The organism is Streptomyces sp. WMMB 714, assembly GCF_900090125.1.
GTDB lineage: Bacteria > Actinomycetota > Actinomycetes > Streptomycetales > Streptomycetaceae > Streptomyces > Streptomyces daqingensis.
Map to the genome: position 1 here is coordinate 105,262 of NZ_FMHJ01000016.1, position 23,214 is coordinate 128,475.

Consider the following 23,214-nt stretch of genomic DNA (forward strand, 5'->3'; position numbering starts at 1 on the left):
TCACCCTACGTCGACACCCTCAGCCCCGGCCCCGCTGTCCCGGGAGCCTCGGAGCCCAGGCGTCCGATTCCGGCTTCCCCGGCTCCCCGGCCTCCGAACGGGGCTCGCGGTGCTCGCGCTGCTCCCGCGGCTGGTGCGCGTCCCGGGCCTCACGGTGCGGACGGGCCGCGTCCCGCAGGTCGCGGGCCATGTACTGGCCGGGGTGCGGAACCATGCCGTGCGCGGTGCCGCCGCCCTGCGTCCCGCCGGTGGAGCCTCCCGCCGCGCTGTGCGCGCCGCCGCCCGTCCCGCCGGAACCGCCCGCCGTACCGGAGCCTCCCTGGCCTCCCTCCGCTCGTCCGCCCTCTCCGAGCCCTCCCGAGTGCCCTCCTCCGTTGCCGCTGTCAGGACGCCTGACCCGGTACGCCGCGCGGTACGCGGCGGGGGAGGAGCCCAACTGGCGCCGGAAGTGGCCCCGCAGCGCCACCGGCGAGCGGAAGCCGCAGCGTCCCGCCACCTCGTCGACCGAGTAGTCGGAGGTCTCCAGCAGCCGCTGCGCCTGCAGCACCCGCTGGGTGATGAGCCATTGCAGCGGCGCGCTGCCCGTCAGGGAGCGGAAGCGGCGGTCGAAGGTCCTGCGCGACATGTACGCGCGCGCCGCCAGGGCCTCCACGTCGAACTGCTCGTGCAGGTGTTCCAGGGCCCACGCCACGACCTCGGCGAGCGGGTCCGCACCGATCTCCTCGGGTAAAGAGCGGTCCAGATGGCGTGGATGACCCCCGCTCTCCATGCCGCTGCCGCGGCGCGGCGGTACGACGAGGCGGCGTGCGAGCGCACCCGCGGCCTCCGCGCCGTGGTCGTTGCGCACGACGTGCAGGCACAGGTCTATGCCCGCCGCCGTTCCGGCGGAGGTGAGGATGTCGCCGTCGTCCACGAACAGTTCGCGCGGATCGACGTGGACGGCCGGGTAGCGCTTGGCGAGCGTCGGCGCGTACATCCAGTGCGTCGTCGCCGGACGTCCGTCCAGCAGGCCGGCGGCCGCCAGCACGAACGCTCCGGTGCAGAGGCCGACCAGGCGGGCGCCTTCCTCGTGCGCCCGGCGCAGGGCCTCGAGCGCCGCGGCGGGGGGCGGCTGGGTGATGGAGCGCCAGGCCGGTACGACGACGGTCCCGGCGCGGGAGAGTGCGTCGAGTCCGTACGGGGCGCTCAACTGCAGCCCGCCGGTGGTCCGCAGCGGCCCGTCCTCACCCGCGCACACCAGGAGCCGGTACCGGGGGACCCCGGCGTCCTGGCGGTCGATGCCGAAGACAGAGAGCGGTATGGAGCTCTCGAAGATGGGTCCGCCACTGAAGAGCAGCACCGCCACGATCTCGCGGCGCCTCCGTGCGGCCAGCTTGCGGGTCGTTGCCGGGCCGTTCGTCGAGTCCTGATGGCTCTTTGGAACGCTCACCGGATGTCAGCCCCCCTCAATCGTCGCGTCCTTCTCGGTCCTGCACGTTTCCCCCGCGGCGATAGCCAAGATCGAATCTACTGTGTCGCACGAGGTCGGCGGGACGAGTTCCAGACCCGCCGCTATGTCGACAAGGCAACTTGGCGTGAAGCATTCGATCACGAAGCGTCGCATTCGGTGACGCCACTGGGAAGTGCGCATGCCGTCCCTGCCCCGCTGCCGATGCGGCCACACGTGCCCGTCGGTCCTTTCCGCGCAGGTCGTGGGCGGTTGGGCTGTCACGCCGTCAACGGCCCTTGTAGGGGCGAAAGTTGGCCGAAAAAAGTGGGGATCACATGCGTGATTCGGACACACCCCCGGTGTGCGCCCCTGCCTACTGTCGTGCGCCGGTGCGAAGTCGGGCGTTCCGGACGGTCAGGTACGGCCGGTGTGCCGTCCGCCTCTGTGCAGGCCGGTGCCGGTGCGGCTGTGGCGTCCGCGGTGCGGCTCGGGCCTGCCGACGGGCCAACGGCCGGTCGTCCGGCGGGCGTACATGCGCTCTGAGCAGCGAAGCAGCGCGCGGCAGGACGCGTTGACCGCGGCCAGGCCGACCGCGGTCAACGCAACCGTCTGCAACGGCGAACCGCACACGAGCAGGGTGAGCGGGGCCAGGGTGCAGGCGAAGGTCCCCCAGCGGACGATCTCAGCCGCCGCCGCGGAGGCGTGCGCCGCGGCCTCGGGGTCGCGCTCCGAAGCCTCGTCGGGGGTCTCGTCGGGTCGGACGCGGGTGTCCGAATCCTTGCGGTATCCGGGCCGCGGGGCGGCGGCGGGGACGCGCCGCCGGCGGCCCGTCCCTGTGGTGGGTGCTGGCACGCACTGCTAACGCGAGGGCGCCGGGGCGGTCACCGAACGTCGCGGGGCGCTGCCTTTCGGTGAGCGCACCCGGCCTTGTCCGACGACGGCGGCGCGAGCGGGGGAGGTAAGGGGCGCAGAGGGGCGTTGCGTGAAGGCACTTCCTCAGGCATGCTCCGGGGTCAGCCCGTGACGGTCAGTGCCTCCCGGCGCCTCTGGGCAAGGCGGGAGTGCGGTCGTACCCTTACGGGTAAGGGGCTGATGAGGCCTTGGCCGGGATTGTGCGTCCGTGAACCCCCGCGGGCTCCTTCTCCCCTCAGCGCCCGAAGCTCCTCCCGTCTCCCCTTTGGAAGATCGAAGTCAACCGCCGCTCCCTCCGCACAGAGGACTCCCTTCGCCGAGACACCGATGGCCGGAAAAGAGATCCCCGAACCAGCGGACCGCAAGCAGGTCGCCGATCCGACAGCGACTCCTGAAGCGGCGGAAGAAGCACGCCACTCGTGCGACCCGGCGTTCCAGCACGGTGTCGTCGTGGGGTTCGACGGTTCCATGTCGAGCGAGCGGGCCCTGGCGTACGCCATCGGGATGGCCCACCGTTCCGGTTCCGGCCTGATCATCGTGCACGTGGCCAACCGGCTGCCGACGACGGTGTGGGCGGGCTGCGAGCCGCCGGTCTTCGTGGACGTCCCCGACCACCGCACCGAGGTCCTCGGCCTCGAACTGTCGTGTGCGGAGCACCTGGCCGAGGTTCCGTGGATCCTCGTCGAGCGCGGCGGTGACATCTGCCACGAACTCGAAGAGGTGGGGCACGAGTACGAGGCGGACGCCATCGTCGTCGGGTCCACGCACGGTCTGGCGGGCCGCATCTTCGGCTCGGTGGCGGGCCGTCTCGCGCGGCGTGCGGAGCGGCCGGTCGTGGTGATCCCGTAGCGGTCCCCGCCCTCGGGATGCCTCGAATGCCCTTGTCTGCGGGGCGAGTTCGCAGTTGTCCAGCACGGAATCTCCTCGCTTCACGAGGTGACTTGTGCGCTTGTGAGGGGCATATAGGTGGCACAGGACGCAGGGCGCATCCGCGCCCGGACTCCAACGGCGCGCCGCCGCGCGGGAGGTGACGGTCCCGCGGGGCGGCAACCCGCCGGCGTTATGGGCGACGCCGGTGCAGGGGAGGCGGAATCCCGCGTGGATGGTGGCCCGCGCGGGATTCCGCCCACCGCCGTCCCGCGTCCTCCGGAGAGGACCGCGGACGGGGGCCCGCCGCCTTACTCGACGGTCACGGACTTCGCGAGGTTCCGCGGCTTGTCGATGTCGCGGCCGAGCGCCAGCGCCGTGTGGTAGGCGAGCAGCTGGAGCGGGATGCCCATCAGGACAGGGTCGAGTTCGACCTCGTTGCGGGGCACCACGATCGTGTGGTCCGCCTTCTCCTGCTCCTGGTGCGCCACCGCGAGGATCTTGCCGCTGCGGGCCTTGATCTCCTCCAGCGTCGCGCGGTTCTTGTCCAGCAGTTCGTCGTCCGGGAGGATCGCCACCGTCGGCACGGCGGGCTCGATCAGGGCGAGCGGGCCGTGCTTGAGCTCGGAGGCCGGGTACGCCTCTGCGTGGATGTACGAGACCTCCTTGAGCTTCAGCGAGGCCTCGCGGGCCACGGGGTAGCCCCGTACGCGGCCGACGAACATCATGCTCTTCGCCTCGGCGTAGTCCGCCGCCAGCTTCTTGATGTCGTCCTCCGTACGCATGATCTCGTCGATCTGGCCCGGCAGCCGCCGCAACCCCTCGATGATGCGCTTGCCGTCCGCGACGGACAGGTCGCGGATGCGGCCCAGGTGGAGGGCGAGCAGCGCGAACGCCACGGCGGTGTTGGTGAAGCACTTGGTGGAGACGACGCACACCTCGGGCCCCGCGTGCACGTACACGCCGCCGTCCGTCTCGCGGGCGATGGCGGAGCCGACGACGTTCACGACGCCCAGCACCCGCGCGCCCTTGCGCTTGAGCTCCTGCACGGCCGCGAGGGTGTCGTAGGTCTCGCCGGACTGGCTGACCGCGATGTAGAGGGTGTCGGGGTCGACGACGGCGTTGCGGTAGCGGAACTCGCTCGCGGGCTCGGCGTCGGCGGGGACGCGCGCGAGCTCCTCGATCATCTGGGCGCCGATCATGCCCGCGTGGTAGGCGGAGCCGCAGCCGAGGATCTTCACGCGGCGCATGCGGCGCGCCTCGCGGGCGTCGAGGTTCAGGCCGCCGAGGTGGACCGTCGCGAAGCGCTCGTCGATGCGTCCGCGCAGCACCCGGTCCACCGCGTCGGCCTGCTCGGCGATCTCCTTGTGCATGTACGTGTCGTGGCCGCCCATGTCGTAGGACTCGGCGGCCCATTCGACGGTCTCCGGCGAGGTGGAGGTGCGGGAGCCCTCGGTGGTGTACGTGCGGTAGTCGTCGGCCTTGATGGTGGCCATCTCGCCGTCGTCGAGGGTGACGACCTGGCGGGTGTGGGAGACGAGCGCGGCGACGTCCGAGGCGACGAACATCTCGTGCTCACCGATGCCGAGCACGACGGGCGAGCCGTTCCGCGCGACGACGATGCGGTCGGGGAAGTCGGCGTGGAGGACGGCGATGCCGTACGTGCCCTCGACGAGCCGCAGCGCCTCCTGGACCTTCGCTTCGAGCCGGTCGGCCTGCGCGCGGGCGATCAGGTGGCTGAGGACCTCGGTGTCGGTCTCGGAGACGAACTCGACGCCGTCGGCGGTGAGCTTGGCCCGCAGCTCGGAGGCGTTGTCGATGATGCCGTTGTGCACGACGGCGACCTGCTCGGCGGCGTCGAGGTGCGGGTGGGCGTTGACGTCGTTGGGCGCGCCGTGCGTCGCCCAGCGGGTGTGGGCGATCCCTGTCGTGCCCTCGAAGCGGGCGGGGACCCGCTCCTCCAGGTCGCGGACCCGCCCCTTGGTCTTGGCGGTCTTCAGGCCCGCGCTCCTGCCCGTGCCACTGCTGTGAATGGCGATGCCGGCGGAGTCGTACCCCCGGTACTCCAGGCGCTGCAGACCTTCGAGCAGGAGCGGCGCGACATCACGCTGACCGATATATCCCACGATTCCGCACATGTTGGCTGTCGCCTCTCCCTCGTCGCTGTCCACCGGATGGTGGCTCGCTGTCGTTCTGCTGTCTGTCGGTATTTCCGCCGGTCCTCGCCGGTCCTCTGCCGGCCGGGGTCCCGGACTCCGCCGGGGCCGGTGCGTCCGGGCGCGGTGCTGCTGCGGTCTCAGGCCCGGGGTGTGCCCGCTCTTGCCGGTGCTTGCGGTGTCTGCGGTGCTGCTCCCGGTACGCGCCGGGTGCGGGTCAGGGGTGTCATCCGTAGACGATGCGGCGCAGCTGCCGCAGGGACAGTTCCGGAGGCGCCACCGCCCGGCGTGGAAGCTCGGACGAGATCAGGGCGAAGATCTCCGGGTTTCTCCGGCCCCTGGACTGCAGTTCGCGATGGCGGCGGCGTACGTACTCCTCGGTCGTCTCGTCGAAGTACGCCAGGACGTCCAGGACGATCCGGGCCGCTTCGCCGCGGTGCAGCGGCGTGGTGCGGACCAGATGGTCGACGAGGTCGTCGTGGACGGGCGTACGGACTTCGAGCACATCTTGATATTGCGGGCTCGGAGCGAGGAACGCAAGAAACCTGCCCGATTTCGGGCAAGCGTGTCGATCAAGGTGCGGTGCGCGGGAGGAAGCCCTGGAACGGCGGGGCCGGAAGGGAGCGGGCTCCGCGCTCCGAACTGGTCTACACCTTGACCGGCCCGTAGCCGCACGGTACGAGTGTGACCGTCCCGTCGCTCCACGCACACGCCCGGCCATGCGGCCTCCGCCGCGTGCGCCTCCATGGACGAAGCCCCGTCGAAGGGATCGCTCGTGAGACGAATCCGGCCACTGCTGATCTGCGCCGTCCTCCTCGCGGCCACCGCCACCGCCACGACGCCGGGCGCGTACCCGGCCGCTGCCGCGGAACCGTCCGGGCCCGCGGGGGAGGAGCCGACGCCGCTGGGCCAGGTCATCCCGGCACCCCTGTCCGTTGAGGAGAAAGGTGCTCCCTTCACGATCGACGAGCGGACGGTGATCCGGGTCCCGGGCGCGTCCGGGAAGAGCGCCTCCGACGGCCCGTCCGGCAGCTCCGCGTCGTCGGCGGGCGATGCGGGCACGGACCGCGCGTCGCGGAAGGCGCGCGGGGTCGGCGACCGGCTCGCCGAACTGCTGCGGCCGTCCACCGGATTCGCCCTGCCCGTCACCGCGAAGCCGGGCGCGGACGGCATCCAGCTCAGACTGGAGGACGACGGGAAGAGCAAGTCCGCACTGGGCGGCGAGGGTTACCGCCTGGACGTCACCGAGCAGGCGGCGGTCGTCAGCGCGCCGACCACCGCGGGGCTCTTCCACGGCGTCCAGACGCTGCGCCAGTTGCTGCCCCCGCGCGTCGAGGCGAGGACGGAGCAGCCGGGGCCCTGGCAGGTCGCGGGCGGCACCATCACCGACAAACCCCGGTACGGCTACCGCGGTGCGATGCTCGACGTCTCCCGCCACTTCTTCAGCGTGGACGAGGTCAAGCGCTACATCGACCAGCTCGCCCTCTACAAGGTCAACAAGCTGCATCTGCACCTCTCCGACGACCAGGGCTGGCGGATCGCCATCGACTCGTGGCCGCGGCTGGCGACGTACGGCGGGGGAACCGAGGTCGGCGGCGGGCCGGGCGGCCACTACACCAAGGCCGACTACCGGGAGATCGTGCGCTACGCCGGTGAGCGGGAGCTGACCGTCGTCCCGGAGATCGACATGCCGGGGCACACGAACGCCGCGCTCGCCTCGTACGCCGAACTCAACTGCGACGGCGTGGCCCCGCCCCGCTACACCGGCATCGAGGTCGGATTCAGCTCGCTGTGCGTGCCGCTGGAGCGGACCTACGACTTCGTCGACGACGTGGTGCGTGAGCTGGCGGAGATGACGCCCGGCCCCTACCTGCACATCGGCGGGGACGAAGCACACGAGACAAGCCCCGAGGACTACGCGGCCTTCATGGAGCGGGCGCAGAAGACGGTCGCCCGGTACGGCAAGAAGGTCATCGGCTGGCACCAGCTCGCCGAGGCGGAACCGGCGGAGGGAGCCGTCGTCCAGTACTGGGGGACGAGCGGCGCCGCGGACGAACCCGAGGTCGTGGAGGCCGCCAGGAAGGGGACGCCGCTGATCCTCTCGCCCGCGAACCGCGCCTACCTCGACATGCAGTACAACGAGGACACGCCGCTGGGGCTGCACTGGGCCGGCTACGTCGAGGCGCAGCAGTCCTACGACTGGGACCCCGGCAGCTACATCGAGGGCGCGCCCGAGGACGCGGTCATGGGGGTCGAGGCACCGCTGTGGTCGGAGACGCTGGAGAACAGCGACCACATCGAGTTCATGGCGTTCCCCCGGCTCCCGGGGATCGCCGAGCTGGGCTGGTCGTCCGCGGCGTCGCTCGACTGGGACGCCTACCGGGTGCGGCTGGCCCAGCAGGCGCCGCGCTGGGAGGAGTTGGGCATCGGCTTCTGGCGCTCGCCGCAGGTGCCGTGGCCCGCTGACGAGGGCTGACGAGAACCGGCGAGGGCCCTGGTCGCGCCGTCCGCTCCCCGTCCGCCGGGGGGCGGACGGGCCTGCCGCAGCGTCCGGTGAGCGGTCAGAAGCGGGAGAGGACCGCTTTCTTGGCGACGACGAACTCCTCGTCCGTCAGCACCCCTTCGCGGTGCAGCTCGCCCAGTTCGCGCAGGCGCCGCAGCAGGCTGTCGTGGTCGGCGGCCCCGCCTCCGGCCGGGCCGCCCGCGTCCTCGCCCGAGGTCTTGTCGAGCGAGGGGGGAAGGGCTTCCCGGTCCTCCTCCGGGAGCGTCCGCGACGCGGCGGGGTGGGGGAGGCGGGCCGTCACCGCCGCCGCCAGCAGCACCGAGCCGCCCGTCTCGCGGGCCTGCCGGACGCCCCACAGCAGCAGGCAGTTCGGGTCGTGCTCGGGTTTGAGTACCGCGTGCCTGCCCTTCGGGCGGAAGCGCAGGGAGCCGTTCTCCCAGCCGATCGCGGGAGTCCACTCCACTCCCTCCAGCTCGCCGACGGCCAGGACGCGCGGCCCCGCGTGCGACTTGCCCTCGCCGGCCATCCAGTTCCAGTCGAGCTGGACACGCTCCCCGTCGAAGGAGGCGACCCCGTCCGTGCCCGAAGCCGTCAGCGGGACGGACGGGCCGGGCAGCAGGTAGCGGTCGCAGGGCGTGGCCGGGACCTCCTCCAGCAGCAGGGCGTGGCGCAGCTCCTCCGCGAAGTACTCGGCCACGCCCGTGCGGTCGCGCTCCACCGGCAGCTGGTACGGGTCGGAGGCGTCCGGCAGCCGCCCGCTCGCCACTTGGGAGAGCGGGTCGGCCCCCTCGCGGAGGCGCAGCCGCAACCGGCCTGCCTTGCGGCCCGGTTCGTACGCGACGCCGGAGACCGCCTCGAGGGGGACCGCCACTTCGCCGAGAGCCTTGCGCAGCGGGTGCACCTGCTTCTCCGCCGCGGGCACGATGCGGACGGTCTCACCGTCGAACGTCCACGTGCCCGCGCGCTGGATGATTTCCGCCATGAGGCGATTATCCGACGCCGAGCTCCCTGGCCACCAGCATCCGCTGGACCTCGCTCGTCCCCTCGCCGATCTCGAGGATCTTCGAGTCGCGCCACATACGGGCCACCGGGTACTCGTTCATGAAGCCGTAGCCCCCGTGGATCTGCGTGGCCTCGCGGGCGTTGGTCACCGCGATCTCCGACGAGTACAGCTTCGCGAGCGCGGCCTCCTTCTTGAAGCGCTCGCCCAGCAGCAGCCGGGAGGCGGCGTCGCGCCACGCGATCCGCGCGGTGTGCGCCCGCATCTCCATGTCCGCCAGCTTGAACTGGATGGCCTGGTTCGCGCCGATCGGCTTGCCGAACGCCTTCCGCGTGTTCGCGTAGGCGACCGACTCGTCGACGCAGCCCTGGGCGAGACCCGTCGCCAGGGCCGAGATCGCGATGCGGCCCTCGTCGAGGATGCGGAGGAACTGCGCGTAGCCGCGGCCCTCTTCACCCAGCAGGTTCGCCTCGGGGACCCGGACGTCGCTGAAGGACAGCTCCCGGGTGTCGGACGCGTTCCAGCCGACCTTCGAGTAGGGGGCGGCGACGGTGAAGCCGGGAGTCCCGGAGGGGACGATGATCGTGGAGATCCGCGGCGAGCCGTCGTCCTTGCGGCCGGTGACGGCCGTGACGGTGACCAGACCCGTGATGTCCGTGCCGGAGTTGGTGATGAAGCACTTGCTGCCGTTGATCACCCACTCTCCGGTCTTCTCGTCCCGCACGGCGGTCGTACGCGTGCCGCCCGCGTCGGAGCCGCATTCGGGCTCGGTCAGGCCGAAGGCGCCCAGCATCTCGCCGGAGCACAGCTTCGGCAGCCACTCGCGCTTCTGCTCCTCCGTGCCGAACCGGAAGACGGGCATCGCGCCGAGCGAGACGCCGGCCTCCAGCGTGATGGCCACGGAGGAGTCCACGCGCGCCAGCTCCTCCAGGGCGAGGCAGAGGGCGAGGTAGTCCCCGCCCATGCCGCCGTACTCCTCGGGGAACGGGAGCCCGAAAAGGCCCATCTCGCCCATCTGCCGCACGATCTCGTACGGGAACTCGTGCCGCTCGTAGAACTCGCCGATCTTCGGCGCGACGACCTTCTGCGCGAACTCCTCGACGGTGCGGCGGAGTTCCTCGTGCTCTGCGGAGAGACGGTGATCGAGGGACATGATGGTCACTGCTCCTTGTGGGAGTGCTGGTGAGATCCCCCGCGGTCGTCGGCGCCGGTGAGCGCGCGCACGGTGCGGGAGGGGCTGGGACGGCCGAGCCGGTCCGCCATCCAGCCGCTGACGGCCGCGAGACGGGCGAGGTCGACCCCGGTGGTGATGCCGAGGCCCTGGAGCATCCACACGAGGTCCTCGGTGGCGAGATTGCCGGTGGCGCTCTTGGCGTACGGGCAGCCGCCGAGGCCGCCCGCGGAGGCGTCGACGGTCGTCACGCCGTGCCGGAGCGCGGTGAGGGTGTTGGAGAGGGCCTGGCCGTAGGTGTCGTGGAAGTGGACCGCGACCCGGCTGACGGGTACCTCCGCGCCGTCCAGCTCGGTCAGGAGCGCCGAGACGTGCCCGGGGGTCGCCACACCGATGGTGTCGCCGAGGCTCAGCTCGTCGCAGCCCATGTCCAGCAGGGCGCGGCACACGCGCACGACCTGGGCCGGCGCCACCGCCCCCTCCCACGGGTCGCCGAAGCACATCGAGACGTACCCCCGAACCCACTGCCGCTCCGCCTTGGCGCGGGAGACCACCGGCTCGAACATCGCCAGTGACTCCTGCAGCGTGCGGTTCAGGTTGGCCTCGGCGAAGGACTCGGTGGCGCTGGCGAAGACCGCGACGTCGCGGCAGCCGTGGGCCAGCGCCCTCTCCAGCCCCCGCGAGTTGGGGACGAGGACCGGCAGCCGCAGGCCGGGCGGGAGGTCGCTCAGCAGCGGCATGAGCTGTTCGGCGTCGGCGAGTTGGGGCACCCACTTGGGGTGCACGAAGCTCGTCGCCTCGATCGTTCCGAGCCCCGCGGCGCGCAGCCGGTGGACGAACTCGGCCTTCACCTCGACGGGGACGGTCGCCTTCTCGTTCTGCAGGCCGTCCCGCGGGCCCACTTCGTAGATCCGCACCTCGGACGGCAGGCCGCCGTCGGGGAACCGCATCGGCAGACCCTCGATCATGCCTCCGCCTCCTTCTCCCGCGTCCCGGACTCGCCGGACGTCCCGGACTCGGCCGTCCCGGACTCGCGGGGCTCGACGACGGCGAGCACCTGGTCCATGGCGACGGTGCTGCCCGCGGTGACGTCCAGCTCCGTGACGGTCCCGTCGTGGGGCGCGGTGATGACGTGCTCCATCTTCATCGCCTCGACGACGAGCAGGCTCTGACCGGCCGTGACCTCGTCACCCGCGGCGGCCTTGACCACCGTGACGGTGCCCGGCATGGGTGCCGTCAGCGCGTCCGCGCCGTGCGCGCCCGCGCCGCCGCGCAGGGCGGCCGCCACGGGGTCGTGGTCCTGTATGTGCCAGCTGTCGCCGTCGAGGCCCAGCCAGTGGCCGCTGCCCGCGGGCGCGTGGTCCAGCGAGACCGTCAGCCCGTCCCAGTCGAGCAGCAGCCTGTCCGTGGCGGCGTCCGCGGTCAGCCGGGCAGTCCGCTGCTCCGACGAGCCGACGCGGACCTGCGCCTCGAGAGCGTCCCCCCGGCGGGGCAGGGGGGAGCGCCCCCGTACGCGCAAGGCGACGGGCTCGTGCCCGGGCACGCGCACATGGTGCACCGTCCAGGCCGGTTCGCCGCCGAGCCGCCAGCCCGAGGGGAGGGAGAAGGGGTCCGTCCATCCGGCGTCGGTGGCGCCCGCCGCGGCGGCCGGCTCGGCCGGTTCGAGCGCCGACTGGCGGAGCAGAGCGGCCGCGGCGTACACCTCGTCGGGCACCTCACGCGGCACGAGCGAGGCGGCGTCACGGTCGACGAGCCCCGTGTCGAGGTCGCCCGCGGCCACGTCGTCGTGCGCCAGCAGCCGCCGGAGGAAGCCGGTGTTGGTCTCGACGCCGAGCACCACCGTTCCCGCCAGCGCTCCGCGCAGCCGACGCAGCGCGGTGGGACGGTCCGGGCCGTGGGCGATGACCTTGGCGAGCATCGGGTCGTACGTCGTGCCGACCTCGCTCCCGGTCAGCAGACCGGAGTCGGTGCGCACGGAGCGGTCCGCCGGTGCGCCGTCCTGCCCGCCGCCCGGCTCCCGCAGCTTGAGCACGGTGCCGGCGGAGGGGAGGAAGTCCACCCTGCCCTCCTGGCCGGACAGGCGTGCCGTCTCCGCGCAGATGCGTGCCTCGACCGCGTGCCCGTCCAGGGAGATGTCGGCCTGGGTGAACGGCAGCCGCTCACCCGCCGCCACCCGCAGCTGCCACTCGACGAGATCGAGGCCGGTGATCATCTCCGTCACGGGATGCTCGACCTGGAGGCGGGTGTTCATCTCCATGAAGTAGTACGGACGCGGAGTGCCCTCTCCCGATGCGGCGGGGGCCTCGCCGGGCACGATGAACTCCACGGTCCCCGCGCCGCGGTAGCCGCACGAGCGGGCGGCGTCCACGGCGGCCCTGCCCATCGCCTCGCGGGTCGCCTCGTCGAGCAGGGGGCTCGGAGCCTCCTCGATGATCTTCTGGTGGCGGCGCTGCAGGGAGCACTCGCGCTCACCGAGGTGCACGACGTTGCCGTGGGCGTCGGCGAGGACCTGGATCTCGATGTGGCGAGGCCGGTCGATCCAGCGCTCCACGAGCAGGGTGTCGTCGCCGAACGAGCCGAGGGCCTCCCGGCGTGCCGCCGCGATCTCCTCCGGCAGGGCCGACTCGTCGCGCACGAGCCGCATGCCCTTGCCGCCACCGCCCGCTGAGGGCTTCAGCAGCACCGGCATGCCGATCTCCCGTGCGGCGTCGGCCAGTTGGGCGTCGCTCAGGCCGGAGCCCGACGAGCCGGGCACGACGGGGACGCCCGCCTGCCGCACCGTCTCCTTGGCGCGGATCTTGTCGCCCATCAGCTCGACCGCCTCGGCGGGCGGGCCCACGAAGACCAGGCCCGCCTCGGAACAGGCCCGCGCGAACGCGGCGTTCTCCGCGAGGAAGCCGTACCCCGGGTGCACGGCCTGCGCGCCGCCGCGGGCAGCGGCCTTGAGCAGCCGCGTCGCGGAGAGGTAGCTCTCGGCCGCGGCGGCGGGCCCGATGCGCACCGCCCTGTCCGCCTCCCGCACATGCCGGGCGCCGGCGTCCGCGTCGCTGTGGACGGCGACCGAGGTGACGCCCAGCTGCCGCAGGGTACGGATCACCCGTACCGCGATCTCGCCGCGGTTGGCCACCAGCACGGTGTCGAACATGGTCACAGTCCCCATCCTCACGATGCAGCCCCTCACATCCGGAAGACGCCGAAGCCCGGCTCCGCGGAATCCTTGCGTGGCAGTGGCGCGTTGGCGCAGGCGGTGAGCGCGAGGCCCAGCACCGTCCGCGTCTCCAGCGGATCGATCACGCCGTCGTCCCAGAGCCGCGCCGTCGCGTAGTAGGCGCTGCCCTGCTCCTCGTACTGGGCGCGCACCGGGGCGCGGAAGTCGGCCTCCTCCTCCGCGCTCCACTCCTCGCCGCGCGCCTCCATCTGGTCGCGCTTGACGGTCGCGAGCACGGCGGCGGCCTGTTCGCCGCCCATCACGGAGATCTTGGCGTTCGGCCACATCCACAGGAACCGGGGGCTGTAGGCGCGGCCGCACATCGAGTAGTTGCCCGCGCCGTACGAGCCGCCGACGACGACGGTCAGCTTCGGCACCCTGGTGCACGCGACCGCCGTCACCATCTTCGCGCCGTGCTTGGCGATGCCGCCCGCCTCGTAGTCCCGCCCGACCATGAAGCCGGAGATGTTCTGGAGGAAGAGCAGAGGGATGCCGCGCTGGTCGCACAGCTCGATGAAGTGGGCGCCCTTCTGGGCCGATTCGGAAAAGAGGATGCCGTTGTTCGCCACGATGCCGACCGGGTGCCCGTGGATACGGGCGAAGCCCGTGACGAGCGTCGTGCCGTACTCGGCCTTGAACTCCTGGAAGCGGGAGCCGTCCACGACGCGGGCGATCACTTCCCGCACGTCGTACGGCGTACGCGAGTCGACGGGGACCGCGGAGTAGAGCCCCGCCGGGTCCACCGCGGGCGGCTCGGCGGGCCTGACCGCCCAGGGCAGCGGGCCGCGCTCGGGCAGGGTGCCGGCGATGTGCCGGACGATGCGCAGGGCGTGGGCGTCGTCCTCCGCGAGATGGTCGGTGACGCCCGAGACCCTGCTGTGGACCTCGCCGCCGCCGAGCTCCTCCGCGGTGACGACCTCGCCGGTGGCGGCCTTCACCAGCGGCGGCCCGCCCAGGAAGATCGTGCCCTGGCCGCGCACGATCACGGCCTCGTCGCTCATGGCGGGGACGTACGCGCCGCCGGCCGTGCACGAGCCGAGCACCGCGGCGATCTGCGGGATGCCCGCGCCGGACATGCGGGCCTGGTTGTAGAAGATGCGGCCGAAGTGCTCGCGGTCGGGGAAGACGTCGTCCTGCATGGGGAGGAACGCGCCGCCCGAGTCGACGAGGTAGATGCACGGCAGGCGGTTCTCCAGCGCGACCTCCTGGGCGCGCAGATGCTTCTTCACCGTCATCGGGTAGTAGGTGCCGCCCTTGACCGTGGCGTCGTTGGCGACGATCACGGCCTCGCGGCCCGCTACCCTGCCGATGCCGGCGATCACCCCGGCCGCCGGCGCCGCCCCGCCGTACAACCCCTCCGCGGCCAGCGGCGCCAGCTCCAGGAACGGGGAGCCGGGATCGAGCAGCGAGTCGACCCGGTCGCGCGGAAGGAGCTTGCCCCGGGCGACGTGCCGCTCGCGGGCGCGCTCGCCGCCGCCCAGACGGGCCGCCGCCAGCTTCTCGCGCAGCCCGGCGGCCAGTTCGCGGTGCGCCGCCTCGTTGGCGCGGCAGGATTCGGACGCCGGATCGATGCCGCTGGTCAGCGGCGGAGCCGACGCCGACACCGCGGCCGGGGCCGCCGCCCCCGCCGATGTGGCCTCCGGAACCGGCCAGTGCGGCGGTGCCGCCTCCGAGGCGCCCGCCGTCACCGGCTGCGGCTGCTCGTCCCTCACGTCGCGCCCCCTCACCCTCTCCTCGCGAACGCTGTGATCGCGACCCTCTGCTCACGCGAGCGGTTAACGTCCATTAACCGGCTCCTTCAGGTTAACGCTCGCTAACCCGCCTGTCTAGAATGGGCTCATGAGCTCCCAGCCGGCCTCCGCCCCCACCCGCCGCGAGCAGATCCTGCGGGAGGCTGCCCGTCTCTTCGCCGAGCGCGGCTTCCACGGCGTCGGCGTCGACGAGATAGGGGCCGCGGTCGGTATCAGCGGCCCCGGCCTGTACCGCCACTTCGCGGGCAAGGACGCGATGCTCGCCGAGCTGCTGGTCGGCATCAGCGAGCGGCTGCACGACGGGGGCCGGGCGCGGATGGAGGAGGCCGCCGCGGCGGGCCTTCCGCCGGAGGCGGCGCTCGACGCCCTCATCGACGGCCATATCGAATTCGCCCTGGACGACCGCCCGCTGATCACCCTGCACGACCGCGAGCTGGACAGGCTCCGCGAGAGCGACCGCAAGCAGGTGCGGAAGCTGCAGCGGCAGTACGTGGAGCTGTGGGTGGGCGCCGTCCAGGCGATCTACCCCGAGCTGACGCAGCTGGAGGCCCGGGTCGCCGTGCACACCGTCTTCGGGCTGCTCAACTCCACGCCGCACCTGAGCGGTTCGTCCGCGCTCCCGGACCGCGAGACGACGGCGGCGCTGCTGCACCGCCTCGCCCGCGGCGCCCTCTCGGCGGCCCCCGCCGGCGCCGCCGCGCCGTAGCCCTGGTGGCTGTCTGGCGGTTTCGCCTCGCCGGCGACGTCCGGCACGCGTGCCCGCCGTCAGGCGGAGGCCGCGTCCGCCGGACATCGCTTCGGCGCCGTCGCGGAGTGCCGCCGGGCATCAACGGCGCCCCGCTGCGGGTGACTTGGTCCCACTGTCAAGTGGCGGGGGCGCGCTCGCACGACATCTCCACGGGATTCCGGCACCCGCTTACAAGGCCCACCGTCGTACGCGATGATCTGGCGTCGTCGGGCGGCGCGGACGGCCGCACGGGTTCGTCATACCCGGACGAAGTCGCGGGCGCGGGGGCGGTGCGGCCGCCCTGTGCCTGGAGGGATGCGGCGCCCCGGACGCGCCTCTCGCCCGCGCCGGCGACCCGACGAGCAAGGCAAGGTCCGCACGAACGCCTGATCCGAACCGGTCGCCGCCCGGCCGCGCCTCCCTCCCGCGCGGGCGGCCCGCGACGACGTTCCGTCGCTACCTGAAGGAGTTGCCATGCCCGACCGCAGACGCAACATCGTCCACTGCGCTCTCGCCGTCCTGACCGCCGCCGCGGCGGCGACCGCGGTGACCGTGGGAGCCCCGGCGGCGGAAGCCGGCGTGGACGCCCAGGCCGACGCCCTCGTGGTCTACGACAACAACATCGAGAACATGCTGCCGACCGAGTGCGCCGACGGCTACGAGTTCGACCGGCTCATCGCCTACCTCAAGAAGCAGCCCGAGAGCCCGGACGTCCTCACCGTCCAGCAGATATCCGACGCCGAACAGCTGGAGGCGCTGATCAGGCGGCTCTCCGACGAGCTGCCCGGCACGTACGCGGGCAGGATCGCGGTGCCCGAACCCGGTTCGATGGGCTACGACAGCCCCTGCGGCAAGCTGAAGAACCAGCAGACGAACGCCGTGATCTTCCGCACCGAGCGGCTGGCCCCGCAGCAGGAGACCGACTGGCGGTCCGACGCGCCGGAGAAGCCGGAGGAGGGCAGCGGCCCCTGCCGGAACCTCGAGCCCACGAAGACCAGTCAGGACCGCGTGCACAACATCGCCGTCCGCCTCAGGGACAACGTCACCGGCAAGGACGTCACGGTGGCCTCGGTCCACTGGCCGACAGGCAAATGGCACGGTCCCGAGTGTGCGGACGAGAACATCAAGGAGGCCGACGAGGCCGTCGGCAGGCTCGGCGGCGCACTGAAGATCGTGGGCGGCGACACCAACGCGGTCACCGACGACGCCGACTGGTGGGACAAGGGCAACTCCTACGGCTACCGCGACCCGATCGCCGAGAAGTGCGGCGGACCGGAGTGCCCGCCCGAGCACAACACGACCAAGAACTACCGGATCGACTTCCTGCTCGCGAAGGGCGCCACCGGGTTCAGCGACGTCGCGACCCTCACCGACGACATGGTCGGCGGCAAGTACTCCGGTCACCGCGCGGTCACCGCGCACATCGGCTACTGACCGCCCGGGCCTGCCGCTGCTCCGCGGCATCCGGGCCCGTTCCCGCTCGGCGCCTCCCGCCCCCACCGGTACCGGCCCACCGGTACCGGTCGCCGGGGCGGGAGGCGCTGCTCCTGGAGCCCCACCTCTGGACAGGCGAGCTGACCCCTGGGTAGCTTGTTGGCTGAGCAAGCGCTTAGCCAAGGCGGCGGCCAGGCGAGCGGATCCGTACAGCGCAGCGTCCGTACAGCACCGTGAGCGGCAGGCCGGGGCGGCTGGCGCGCGACAGCGGGACTTGAGGAGGCGTGCCAGTGCGTCGCACGGTGTTCGACGAGGACCACGAGGCGTTCCGTCAGACGATTCGGGAGTTCATCCAGGCCGAAGTCGTCCCCCACTACCCGGAGTGGGCGGAGCAGGGCTACGTCCCCAGAGACTTCTACAAGAAGCTCGGCGAGCTGGGCGTCTTCGGCATCGAGGTGCCGGAGGAGTACGGCGGCGCGGGGGAGGCCAGCTTCAAGTTCAACGCCGTCATCACCGAGGAGTGCGCGCGGGCGGGCGTCAGCTTCGGCGGCTCCAGCGTGCACACGGCGCTGTGCCTGCCCTACATCCTCAACTACGGGTCGGAGGAGCAGAAGCAGCGCTGGCTGCCCGGCTTCGTCTCCGGCGACATGATGACCGCCATCGCCATGACCGAGCCCGGGACGGGTTCCGACCTCGCGGGCATGAAGACCACGGCCCGGCTCTCCGAGGACGGCACGCACTACGTGCTCAACGGCGCCAAGACGTTCATCACCGGCGGCGTCCAGGCCGACCGCGTGCTGGTGTGCTGCCGTACGTCGCCGCCCGACCCGGAGGACCGGCGCGGAGGCATCTCGATCCTCGTCGTCGACGCCAGGAGCGAGGGCTACGCGGTGGGCCGGAAGCTGGAGAAGCTCGGCCTGCGCGCCTCCGACACCGCCGAACTCTCCTTCAACGACGTCAGGGTCCCCGTCGAGGACATGCTGGGCGAGCCCGGCAAGGCATTCGAGTACCTGACGCACAACCTGCCGCAGGAGCGGCTGGGCATCGCCTTCGGGGCGTACGCGATGTCCGCGGCCGCGCTCCGCTTCGCGCACGAGTACGTCAAGGAGCGCACCGTCTTCGGGCGGGAGGTCGCCTCCTTCCAGAACACCAAGTTCGTGCTGGCGGACTGCAAGTCCGACGTCGACGCGATGCAGGCGGTCTGCGACCGCGCGCTGGAGGCGCTGGACGCGGGCGAGTTGACGGCCGCCGACGCCGCGTCCGCGAAGCTGTTCACGACGGAGTTGGCGGCCAAGGTCATCGACAAGTGCCTGCAACTGCACGGCGGTTACGGCTACATGCTGGAGTACCCGATCGCCAGCCTGTACGCGGACACCCGGGTCTCCCGCATCTACGGCGGCACCAGCGAGGTCATGCGCTCGATCGTGGCCAAGTCGATGGGGCTGTGAGCGGGAGGTGACCGGTGCCGTGAACCGCGCTGTGAGCAGCGGCGATGTGATGCGTGCCGCTTCCGCCTCCAGTGTGATCTGCGCCGTGACCGCCGGTAGCACCCGAAGGGCACAATCGCCCGCATGAGCAATGAACTGACGTCCCTGCTCGACCTGCTCGATCTGGAGCGGGTCGAGCAGGACATCTACCGGGGCGACAGCCGGGAGGCCGTCGTACCGAGGGTCTTCGGCGGCCAGGTGGCCGCGCAGGCCCTCGTCGCCGCCTGCCGGACCGTCCCGGAGGGGCGTCTTCCGCACTCCCTGCACGCGTACTTCCTGCGCCCGGGCGATCCGGGCGCCCCGATCGTCTACACGGTCGACCGCATCCGGGACGGCCGCTCCTTCACCACCCGCAGGGTCGTGGCCGTCCAGCACGGGCAGCCGATCTTCCACCTGTCCAGTTCCTTCCAGACCTACGAGGAAGGGCTCGAACACCAGGAGCCGATGCCGGAGGCGCCGGACCCGGAGACGCTGCCGACGGCCGAGGAGATGCTGCCCCGGTACGCGGAGCTCTTCCGCGGCTCCGACGTCCCGCAGCGGCTGCTGAAGGCACGCGCCGCGGTCGATCTGCGCTACGTGCGGGAGCCGCCCTTCGCCAGCGCGGGACGGCCCCGCGAACCGCGCTCGCAGGTCTGGTTCCGTACCAACGGCAAGCTGGACGGCGCCCTCGACGACCCGATGCTGCACGTCTGCCTCGCCACGTACGTCTCCGACATGACGCTGCTGGACTCGGTGCTGCTCGCGCACGGGCGCGGCGGCTGGGCCGTCGGGGACGTGGTGGGCGCCAGCCTGGACCACGCGATGTGGTTCCACCGCCCGTTCCGCGCGGACGAATGGCTCCTGTACGACCAGGTCAGCCCGACCGCGCAGGGCGGACGGGGGCTCGGTCAGGGACGGATCTACACGCGCGACGGACGGCTCGCCGTCTCGGTGATCCAGGAGGGCGTCGTCCGCGTGCCGCGTCAGCACTCCAACTCCCGGAACAGCGCGAGCCATTGAGCGGGTGCCACGAGCCCGACGGGGAGTGACTCCGCCACGTCCACGGCGCGGAAGGCGGCACGTACGCGCCTGCGGCCGTGGCGCCCGGCAAGGGTGGCCGCGAGCGATCCGCCGAGGCCCGTGAAGCCGAGCTCGACGAAGTCCCGGTAGGCGGGGAGCCGTTCGCGCGGAAGCAGCGGCCGCGGACGGGTTTCGAGGCGCAGCACCGCCGAGTGCGTGCGGGGGGCCGGCGTGAACGAGCGCCGGTCCACCCTGCCGAGGCGGCGCCAGGCGTGCTCCGGCCAGGTCCGCACCGTCAGCAGCGGCCAGCGCCCGAACTCGCCCGTGTGCTTGCGGGCGAACTCGAGCTGGGTCAGCAGCGTGGCCGACGTCAGCCGGGGCGCCGCCAGGCACCAGCGGACGATGTCCGTCGTCCGGGAGTAGGGGATGTTGCCCACCACGCAGAACCGCTCGCGCGGCGGGCGCGCACGCAGGAAGTCTCCGTGCACGAGCCGCAGGCCCGGCAGCCCGCCGATGTCGCGGGAGAGCCGGGCGGCGAGCCGGGGGTCGATCTCGTAGGCGACGACGCGGCGCCGGCCGGTGGCCAGCGAGCGGGTCAACGCCCCTTCTCCGGCGCCGGGTTCCCACACCAGCGCGTCGTCGGGGAGGGCGGACAGGCGCACGATCCGGCGTACGACCGCGGGATCGTGGAGGAAGTTCTGGGAGAGCGTCTTGCGGCGGTGCGCCACGGCGAGGGTCCTCTGCGCGCGAGGACGGGCCCGGCGACCTGGACGGTGATGCGCCGCGTCGGGGGCGGGCGCCCGCATGGATGTCGTACGGGCGCACCGAGGCCGGGCCTGTCCGGTGGATGTCGGACACCGGAGGCCCTGGCACGTGTGCGGGGACGCCTCGCCAGGCCGTCAGGATCGGGGCCGGGCGGGTCGGGGACCGGGCGGTCGGAGCGGTCGCGGCACCCGGAACCGGCACTCGGAGACGCGCTCGCGCGTCGGCGAACCCCATGACGCGTACGCGCGGTGCGGTACGCGCGAGGAGCGGCTGCGCGTGCGTGGAGTGTGCGGGTGAAGGGTGGCGGGCGTGGACCTGAGCGCCTCAGGCGTCCTGGCGGACGGCCAGGACCGGGCGCCGGTAGCGCGGGCGGGTGACGGGCCTGAGGACGGCCCGACGGCTGTTCCCTCCAAGCCCCGAGGGCGTGGTGAGGGACGCACCCGGCGCATCGGCGCTCACGCCGTTGATGATCGCCTGGAACGCTGCGGACGCTGCGGACATGGCCGGGACGCTATGCGGGGCGGGACGGCCGCGCAACGGGTTTTCCCGCGCGGCGGATCCGGTCGGCGGGCGGCTGCGCGGGCGGGCGGAACCCCGGGGCTCAGTCGGGGAGGAGCTGGGCCGCCGCCAGCAGATAGGCCGTCATGGGCTCGTAGTAGCGGGGGTGTACGACGTGGTCGTCCAGCGGCACGGCGGCCGCGAGGGTGCCCTCGGCCTCGCCGAGGAAGAGAGCCGGGTCGTTGCAGTCGGCGAACCCCACGGTGTGGATGCCCTGCTGGGCGGCGTACCCCGCCCAGCCGTGGTCGGCGACGACGAGGTCCGGCTGCGCCTCACCGGCCTGCCGGAGGGAGTTCAGCACCTGCGCCATCGGTGCCGGCGAGTGCGTGTGCCAGAGGGAGGCGCCCCGCTCGTACGCCGCGACGCCGCCGAACTGCACCACGACGCCCTCGTCGGCGAACGTGTCCAGCGGGACGCGCACGATGTCGCACCCGGCGTCGTGCAGGGCCTGGGCGACGGCGCCGTGCATGTCGAGCAGGGCGCCGGGGTGGCCCGTCGCCAGCAGCACGCGCCGTTGCGCCTCGGCGGCCTTGCGCAGCTCCGCCGCGGCGCGGTCCAGCGCACCGACGGTCAGTTCGGGGTCGATGGTGTCCTGGCCGGTGCGGTGGCCGGGATCGTCGACGACGCCGCAGCGTTCCGCCATCACCGCGAGCACGTCCTGCTCGTCGCTCCAGCGGTCGCCGAGCTCCAGCCCCAGCCAGTAGTGCCGGTCGTTGTTCGCGAGGCGGCGGTAGTGGGAGAGGTTGTTCTCGCGGGGGGTGGCCACGTCCCCCGCGATGCGGGTGCGGACGAGGTGGTCGATCAGCTCGGTTCTGGTGGGGGCGGCGTCGCTGAATATGGGCATGCGGTCATTGTCGCCCCTTGCCGTACGCGTTCTGTGGCGGCACCCGTCACCGGTCGCCAGGCGTCCCGCTTCTGTACGCGGCGGACAAAAGCGGGCCCGTCGCTCCCGGATACGTCCAACGAGCGGGCCGGTCCCGCCGCCTACGCTCGCCACCATGAACACAGGTGAGCAGCCCGAACAGTCCCAGCAGCACGCGGAGTCCCCCGCTCCGCGGCCGCGTGCCGAGCCGCTCGGCCCCGTCGACTCCTCGCGCGTACCGCGCTACGCCGGGCCCGCCACCTTCGCGCGGCTGCCCCGTCTCGACGAGACCGGCGGCAGGGCGGACGTGGCGGTGGTCGGCGTCCCCTTCGACACGGGCGTCTCCTACCGGCCGGGCGCACGGTTCGGCGGGAACGCGATCCGCGAGGCGTCCCGTCTGCTGCGTCCGTACAACCCCGCCCAGGACGCCTCGCCCTTCGCGCTCGCGCAGGTCGCGGACGCGGGGGACATCGCGGCGAACCCGTTCGACATCGGTGAGGCCGTCGAGACGGTCCAGGAGGCGGCCGACGGCATCCTCGCCACCGGCGCGCGGATGATGACGCTCGGCGGGGACCACACGATCGCGCTGCCGCTGCTGCGCTCGGTCGCGAGGAAGCACGGGCCCGTGGCGCTGCTGCACTTCGACGCCCATCTCGACACCTGGGACACCTACTTCGGCGCCGCCTACACCCACGGCACGCCGTTCCGCCGCGCCTTCGAGGAGGGCCTGCTGGACACCTCCGCCGTCTCGCACGTCGGCACCCGGGGGCCGCTGTACGGCAAGAAGGACCTGGACGACGACGCGAAGATGGGCTTCGGCATCGTCACCTCGGCGGACGTGATGCGCCGTGGCGTCGACGAGGTCGCCGACCAGCTCCGGCAGCGCATCGGCGACAGGCCGCTGTACATCTCCGTGGACATCGACGTGCTGGACCCGGCCCATGCGCCTGGCACCGGGACGCCGGAGGCGGGCGGCCTCACCTCGCGCGAGTTGCTGGAGATCATCCGCGGACTCGCGTCGTGCCGTCTCGTCTCGGCGGACCTCGTGGAGGTGGCGCCGGCCTACGACCACGCGGAGATCACCTCTGTCGCGGCCTCGCACACGGCGTACGAGCTGACGACGCTGATGGCCCGCCAGGTGGCGGGGGAGCGCGAGGACGCGTGAACGGTGGGACGGGAGCGGTGTCGACAGGCGGTTCGAGTCACGCACACGGGGCGGTTTCCAGCCGTCTTGGAAACTGACTGTATGCGCTTGCTCGCACAACGTGTCGATTCCCCCTCGAAACCTGTCGACGATCATGGCTGGTGGGAGCGGTGCGTGTGATCACGACCACACACAGTAAGCGGTAACTGTGCGAAACTGATTTAATACAAAACGTTACTCA

Annotated in this window: 19 protein-coding genes; 7 read left to right on the top strand and 12 right to left on the bottom strand. The window is 72.2% G+C overall.

The features are described 5' to 3' along the window. Nucleotides 1–19: 19 nt before the first annotated feature. Nucleotides 20–1,429 (bottom strand): helix-turn-helix domain-containing protein, encoded by a 1,410-nt coding sequence (locus H181DRAFT_RS25220; RefSeq protein ID WP_045866725.1) that lies wholly within the window; start codon nt 1,427–1,429, stop codon nt 20–22. Between the two features lie 414 nt (nt 1,430–1,843). After that, entirely contained in the window at nt 1,844–2,281 is a 438-nt protein-coding gene (locus H181DRAFT_RS30295) for a hypothetical protein (RefSeq protein WP_368073296.1), read from the bottom strand. A gap of 387 nt (nt 2,282–2,668) precedes the next feature. Between H181DRAFT_RS30295 and H181DRAFT_RS25230 the strand changes: the two genes are divergently transcribed. Further along, nucleotides 2,669–3,190, top strand: a complete 522-nt coding sequence (locus tag H181DRAFT_RS25230) for a universal stress protein (RefSeq protein WP_045866726.1) — start codon at nt 2,669–2,671, stop codon at nt 3,188–3,190. 329 nt (nt 3,191–3,519) lie between these two features. On the opposite strand, the gene glmS is transcribed toward H181DRAFT_RS25230, so the two are convergent. Together glmS and H181DRAFT_RS25240 are read right to left on the bottom strand one after the other, a co-directional pair. Continuing rightward, entirely contained in the window at nt 3,520–5,346 is a 1,827-nt protein-coding gene (glmS, locus tag H181DRAFT_RS25235) for a glutamine--fructose-6-phosphate transaminase (isomerizing) (protein WP_045866727.1), read from the bottom strand. A gap of 244 nt (nt 5,347–5,590) precedes the next feature. Then, the gene (locus H181DRAFT_RS25240) at nt 5,591–5,869 is read right to left on the bottom strand and encodes a hypothetical protein (RefSeq protein ID WP_045866728.1); all 279 of its coding nucleotides are present in this window, start codon (nt 5,867–5,869) and stop codon (nt 5,591–5,593) included. A 240-nt stretch (nt 5,870–6,109) separates the two neighbouring features. Here H181DRAFT_RS25240 and H181DRAFT_RS25245 point away from each other — a divergent pair, with 240 nt between their 5' ends. Continuing rightward, a complete protein-coding gene (locus H181DRAFT_RS25245; protein ID WP_045866729.1) occupies nt 6,110–7,840 on the top strand; it encodes a beta-N-acetylhexosaminidase in 1,731 nt (576 codons plus the stop codon). A gap of 85 nt (nt 7,841–7,925) precedes the next feature. Here H181DRAFT_RS25245 and H181DRAFT_RS25250 read toward each other — a convergent pair whose 3' ends face one another. Genes H181DRAFT_RS25250 through H181DRAFT_RS25270 form a run of 5 tightly spaced genes read right to left on the bottom strand, consistent with a single transcriptional unit; the run spans nt 7,926 to nt 14,850 of the window. After that, the gene (locus H181DRAFT_RS25250; protein WP_045866730.1) at nt 7,926–8,849 is read right to left on the bottom strand and encodes a DUF4429 domain-containing protein; all 924 of its coding nucleotides are present in this window, start codon (nt 8,847–8,849) and stop codon (nt 7,926–7,928) included. A 7-nt stretch (nt 8,850–8,856) separates the two neighbouring features. Continuing rightward, a complete protein-coding gene (locus H181DRAFT_RS25255) occupies nt 8,857–10,020 on the bottom strand; it encodes an acyl-CoA dehydrogenase family protein (protein WP_045866793.1) in 1,164 nt (387 codons plus the stop codon). Between the two features lie 5 nt (nt 10,021–10,025). Further along, nucleotides 10,026–11,006 carry a hydroxymethylglutaryl-CoA lyase gene (locus H181DRAFT_RS25260; RefSeq protein ID WP_045866731.1) on the bottom strand — a complete coding sequence of 327 codons (981 nt, stop codon included), beginning with the start codon at nt 11,004–11,006 and terminating at the stop codon, nt 10,026–10,028. Continuing rightward, nucleotides 11,003–13,183: an acetyl/propionyl/methylcrotonyl-CoA carboxylase subunit alpha gene (locus H181DRAFT_RS25265; protein WP_045866794.1), complete on the bottom strand. Its 2,181-nt coding sequence runs from the start codon at nt 13,181–13,183 to the stop codon at nt 11,003–11,005. The genes H181DRAFT_RS25260 and H181DRAFT_RS25265 overlap by 4 nt, the downstream gene beginning before the upstream one ends. Before the next feature lie 32 nt (nt 13,184–13,215). Further along, entirely contained in the window at nt 13,216–14,850 is a 1,635-nt protein-coding gene (locus H181DRAFT_RS25270) for a carboxyl transferase domain-containing protein (protein ID WP_045866732.1), read from the bottom strand. Nucleotides 14,851–15,085: 235 nt separating this feature from the next. Here H181DRAFT_RS25270 and H181DRAFT_RS25280 point away from each other — a divergent pair, with 235 nt between their 5' ends. The 4 genes from H181DRAFT_RS25280 (at nt 15,086) to tesB (ending at nt 19,644) form a co-directional block, all read left to right on the top strand. After that, a complete protein-coding gene (locus H181DRAFT_RS25280) occupies nt 15,086–15,703 on the top strand; it encodes an SACE_7040 family transcriptional regulator (protein WP_045866734.1) in 618 nt (205 codons plus the stop codon). A 495-nt stretch (nt 15,704–16,198) separates the two neighbouring features. Next, nucleotides 16,199–17,158, top strand: coding sequence for an endonuclease/exonuclease/phosphatase family protein (locus H181DRAFT_RS25285; protein WP_045866735.1), 960 nt, complete (start codon nt 16,199–16,201; stop codon nt 17,156–17,158). A 290-nt stretch (nt 17,159–17,448) separates the two neighbouring features. Next, nucleotides 17,449–18,606 (top strand): acyl-CoA dehydrogenase family protein, encoded by a 1,158-nt coding sequence (locus tag H181DRAFT_RS25290; RefSeq protein WP_045866736.1) that lies wholly within the window; start codon nt 17,449–17,451, stop codon nt 18,604–18,606. A 123-nt stretch (nt 18,607–18,729) separates the two neighbouring features. Then, entirely contained in the window at nt 18,730–19,644 is a 915-nt protein-coding gene (tesB, locus tag H181DRAFT_RS25295; RefSeq protein WP_045866737.1) for an acyl-CoA thioesterase II, read from the top strand. On the opposite strand, the gene erm is transcribed toward tesB, so the two are convergent. The 3 genes from erm to H181DRAFT_RS25305 form a co-directional block, all read right to left on the bottom strand. Next, entirely contained in the window at nt 19,608–20,372 is a 765-nt protein-coding gene (erm, locus tag H181DRAFT_RS25300; protein WP_045866738.1) for an ErmE/ErmH/ErmO/ErmR family 23S rRNA (adenine(2058)-N(6))-methyltransferase, read from the bottom strand. The two genes, tesB and erm, sit on opposite strands and share 37 nt — an antisense overlap. Nucleotides 20,373–20,733: 361 nt before the next feature. Beyond that, nucleotides 20,734–20,910, bottom strand: a complete 177-nt coding sequence (locus H181DRAFT_RS29570; RefSeq protein WP_158715465.1) for a hypothetical protein — start codon at nt 20,908–20,910, stop codon at nt 20,734–20,736. A gap of 100 nt (nt 20,911–21,010) precedes the next feature. Continuing rightward, nucleotides 21,011–21,811 carry a phosphatase gene (locus tag H181DRAFT_RS25305; protein WP_045866739.1) on the bottom strand — a complete coding sequence of 267 codons (801 nt, stop codon included), beginning with the start codon at nt 21,809–21,811 and terminating at the stop codon, nt 21,011–21,013. Nucleotides 21,812–21,965: 154 nt separating this feature from the next. Between H181DRAFT_RS25305 and speB the strand changes: the two genes are divergently transcribed. After that, nucleotides 21,966–22,994 (top strand): agmatinase, encoded by a 1,029-nt coding sequence (gene speB / locus H181DRAFT_RS25310; RefSeq protein ID WP_045866740.1) that lies wholly within the window; start codon nt 21,966–21,968, stop codon nt 22,992–22,994. Nucleotides 22,995–23,214 lie beyond the last annotated feature (220 nt).

Excerpts from the sequence above, each read along its gene's own strand:
- H181DRAFT_RS29570 (WP_158715465.1), bottom strand. The coding sequence starts at position 20,910 with ATGTCCGCAGCGTCCGCAGCGTTCCAGGCGATCATCAACGGCGTGAGC.
- H181DRAFT_RS25245 (WP_045866729.1), top strand. The coding sequence starts at position 6,110 with ATGGACGAAGCCCCGTCGAAGGGATCGCTCGTGAGACGAATCCGGCCA.
- H181DRAFT_RS25280 (WP_045866734.1), top strand. The coding sequence starts at position 15,086 with ATGAGCTCCCAGCCGGCCTCCGCCCCCACCCGCCGCGAGCAGATCCTG.
- speB (WP_045866740.1), top strand. The coding sequence starts at position 21,966 with ATGAACACAGGTGAGCAGCCCGAACAGTCCCAGCAGCACGCGGAGTCC.
- H181DRAFT_RS25260 (WP_045866731.1), bottom strand. The coding sequence starts at position 11,006 with ATGATCGAGGGTCTGCCGATGCGGTTCCCCGACGGCGGCCTGCCGTCC.
- tesB (WP_045866737.1), top strand. The coding sequence starts at position 18,730 with ATGAGCAATGAACTGACGTCCCTGCTCGACCTGCTCGATCTGGAGCGG.
- H181DRAFT_RS25230 (WP_045866726.1), top strand. The coding sequence starts at position 2,669 with ATGGCCGGAAAAGAGATCCCCGAACCAGCGGACCGCAAGCAGGTCGCC.
- H181DRAFT_RS25265 (WP_045866794.1), bottom strand. The coding sequence starts at position 13,183 with ATGTTCGACACCGTGCTGGTGGCCAACCGCGGCGAGATCGCGGTACGG.
- H181DRAFT_RS25255 (WP_045866793.1), bottom strand. The coding sequence starts at position 10,020 with ATGTCCCTCGATCACCGTCTCTCCGCAGAGCACGAGGAACTCCGCCGC.
- glmS (WP_045866727.1), bottom strand. The coding sequence starts at position 5,346 with ATGTGCGGAATCGTGGGATATATCGGTCAGCGTGATGTCGCGCCGCTC.
- H181DRAFT_RS25250 (WP_045866730.1), bottom strand. The coding sequence starts at position 8,849 with ATGGCGGAAATCATCCAGCGCGCGGGCACGTGGACGTTCGACGGTGAG.
- H181DRAFT_RS25285 (WP_045866735.1), top strand. The coding sequence starts at position 16,199 with ATGCCCGACCGCAGACGCAACATCGTCCACTGCGCTCTCGCCGTCCTG.
- H181DRAFT_RS25305 (WP_045866739.1), bottom strand. The coding sequence starts at position 21,811 with ATGCCCATATTCAGCGACGCCGCCCCCACCAGAACCGAGCTGATCGAC.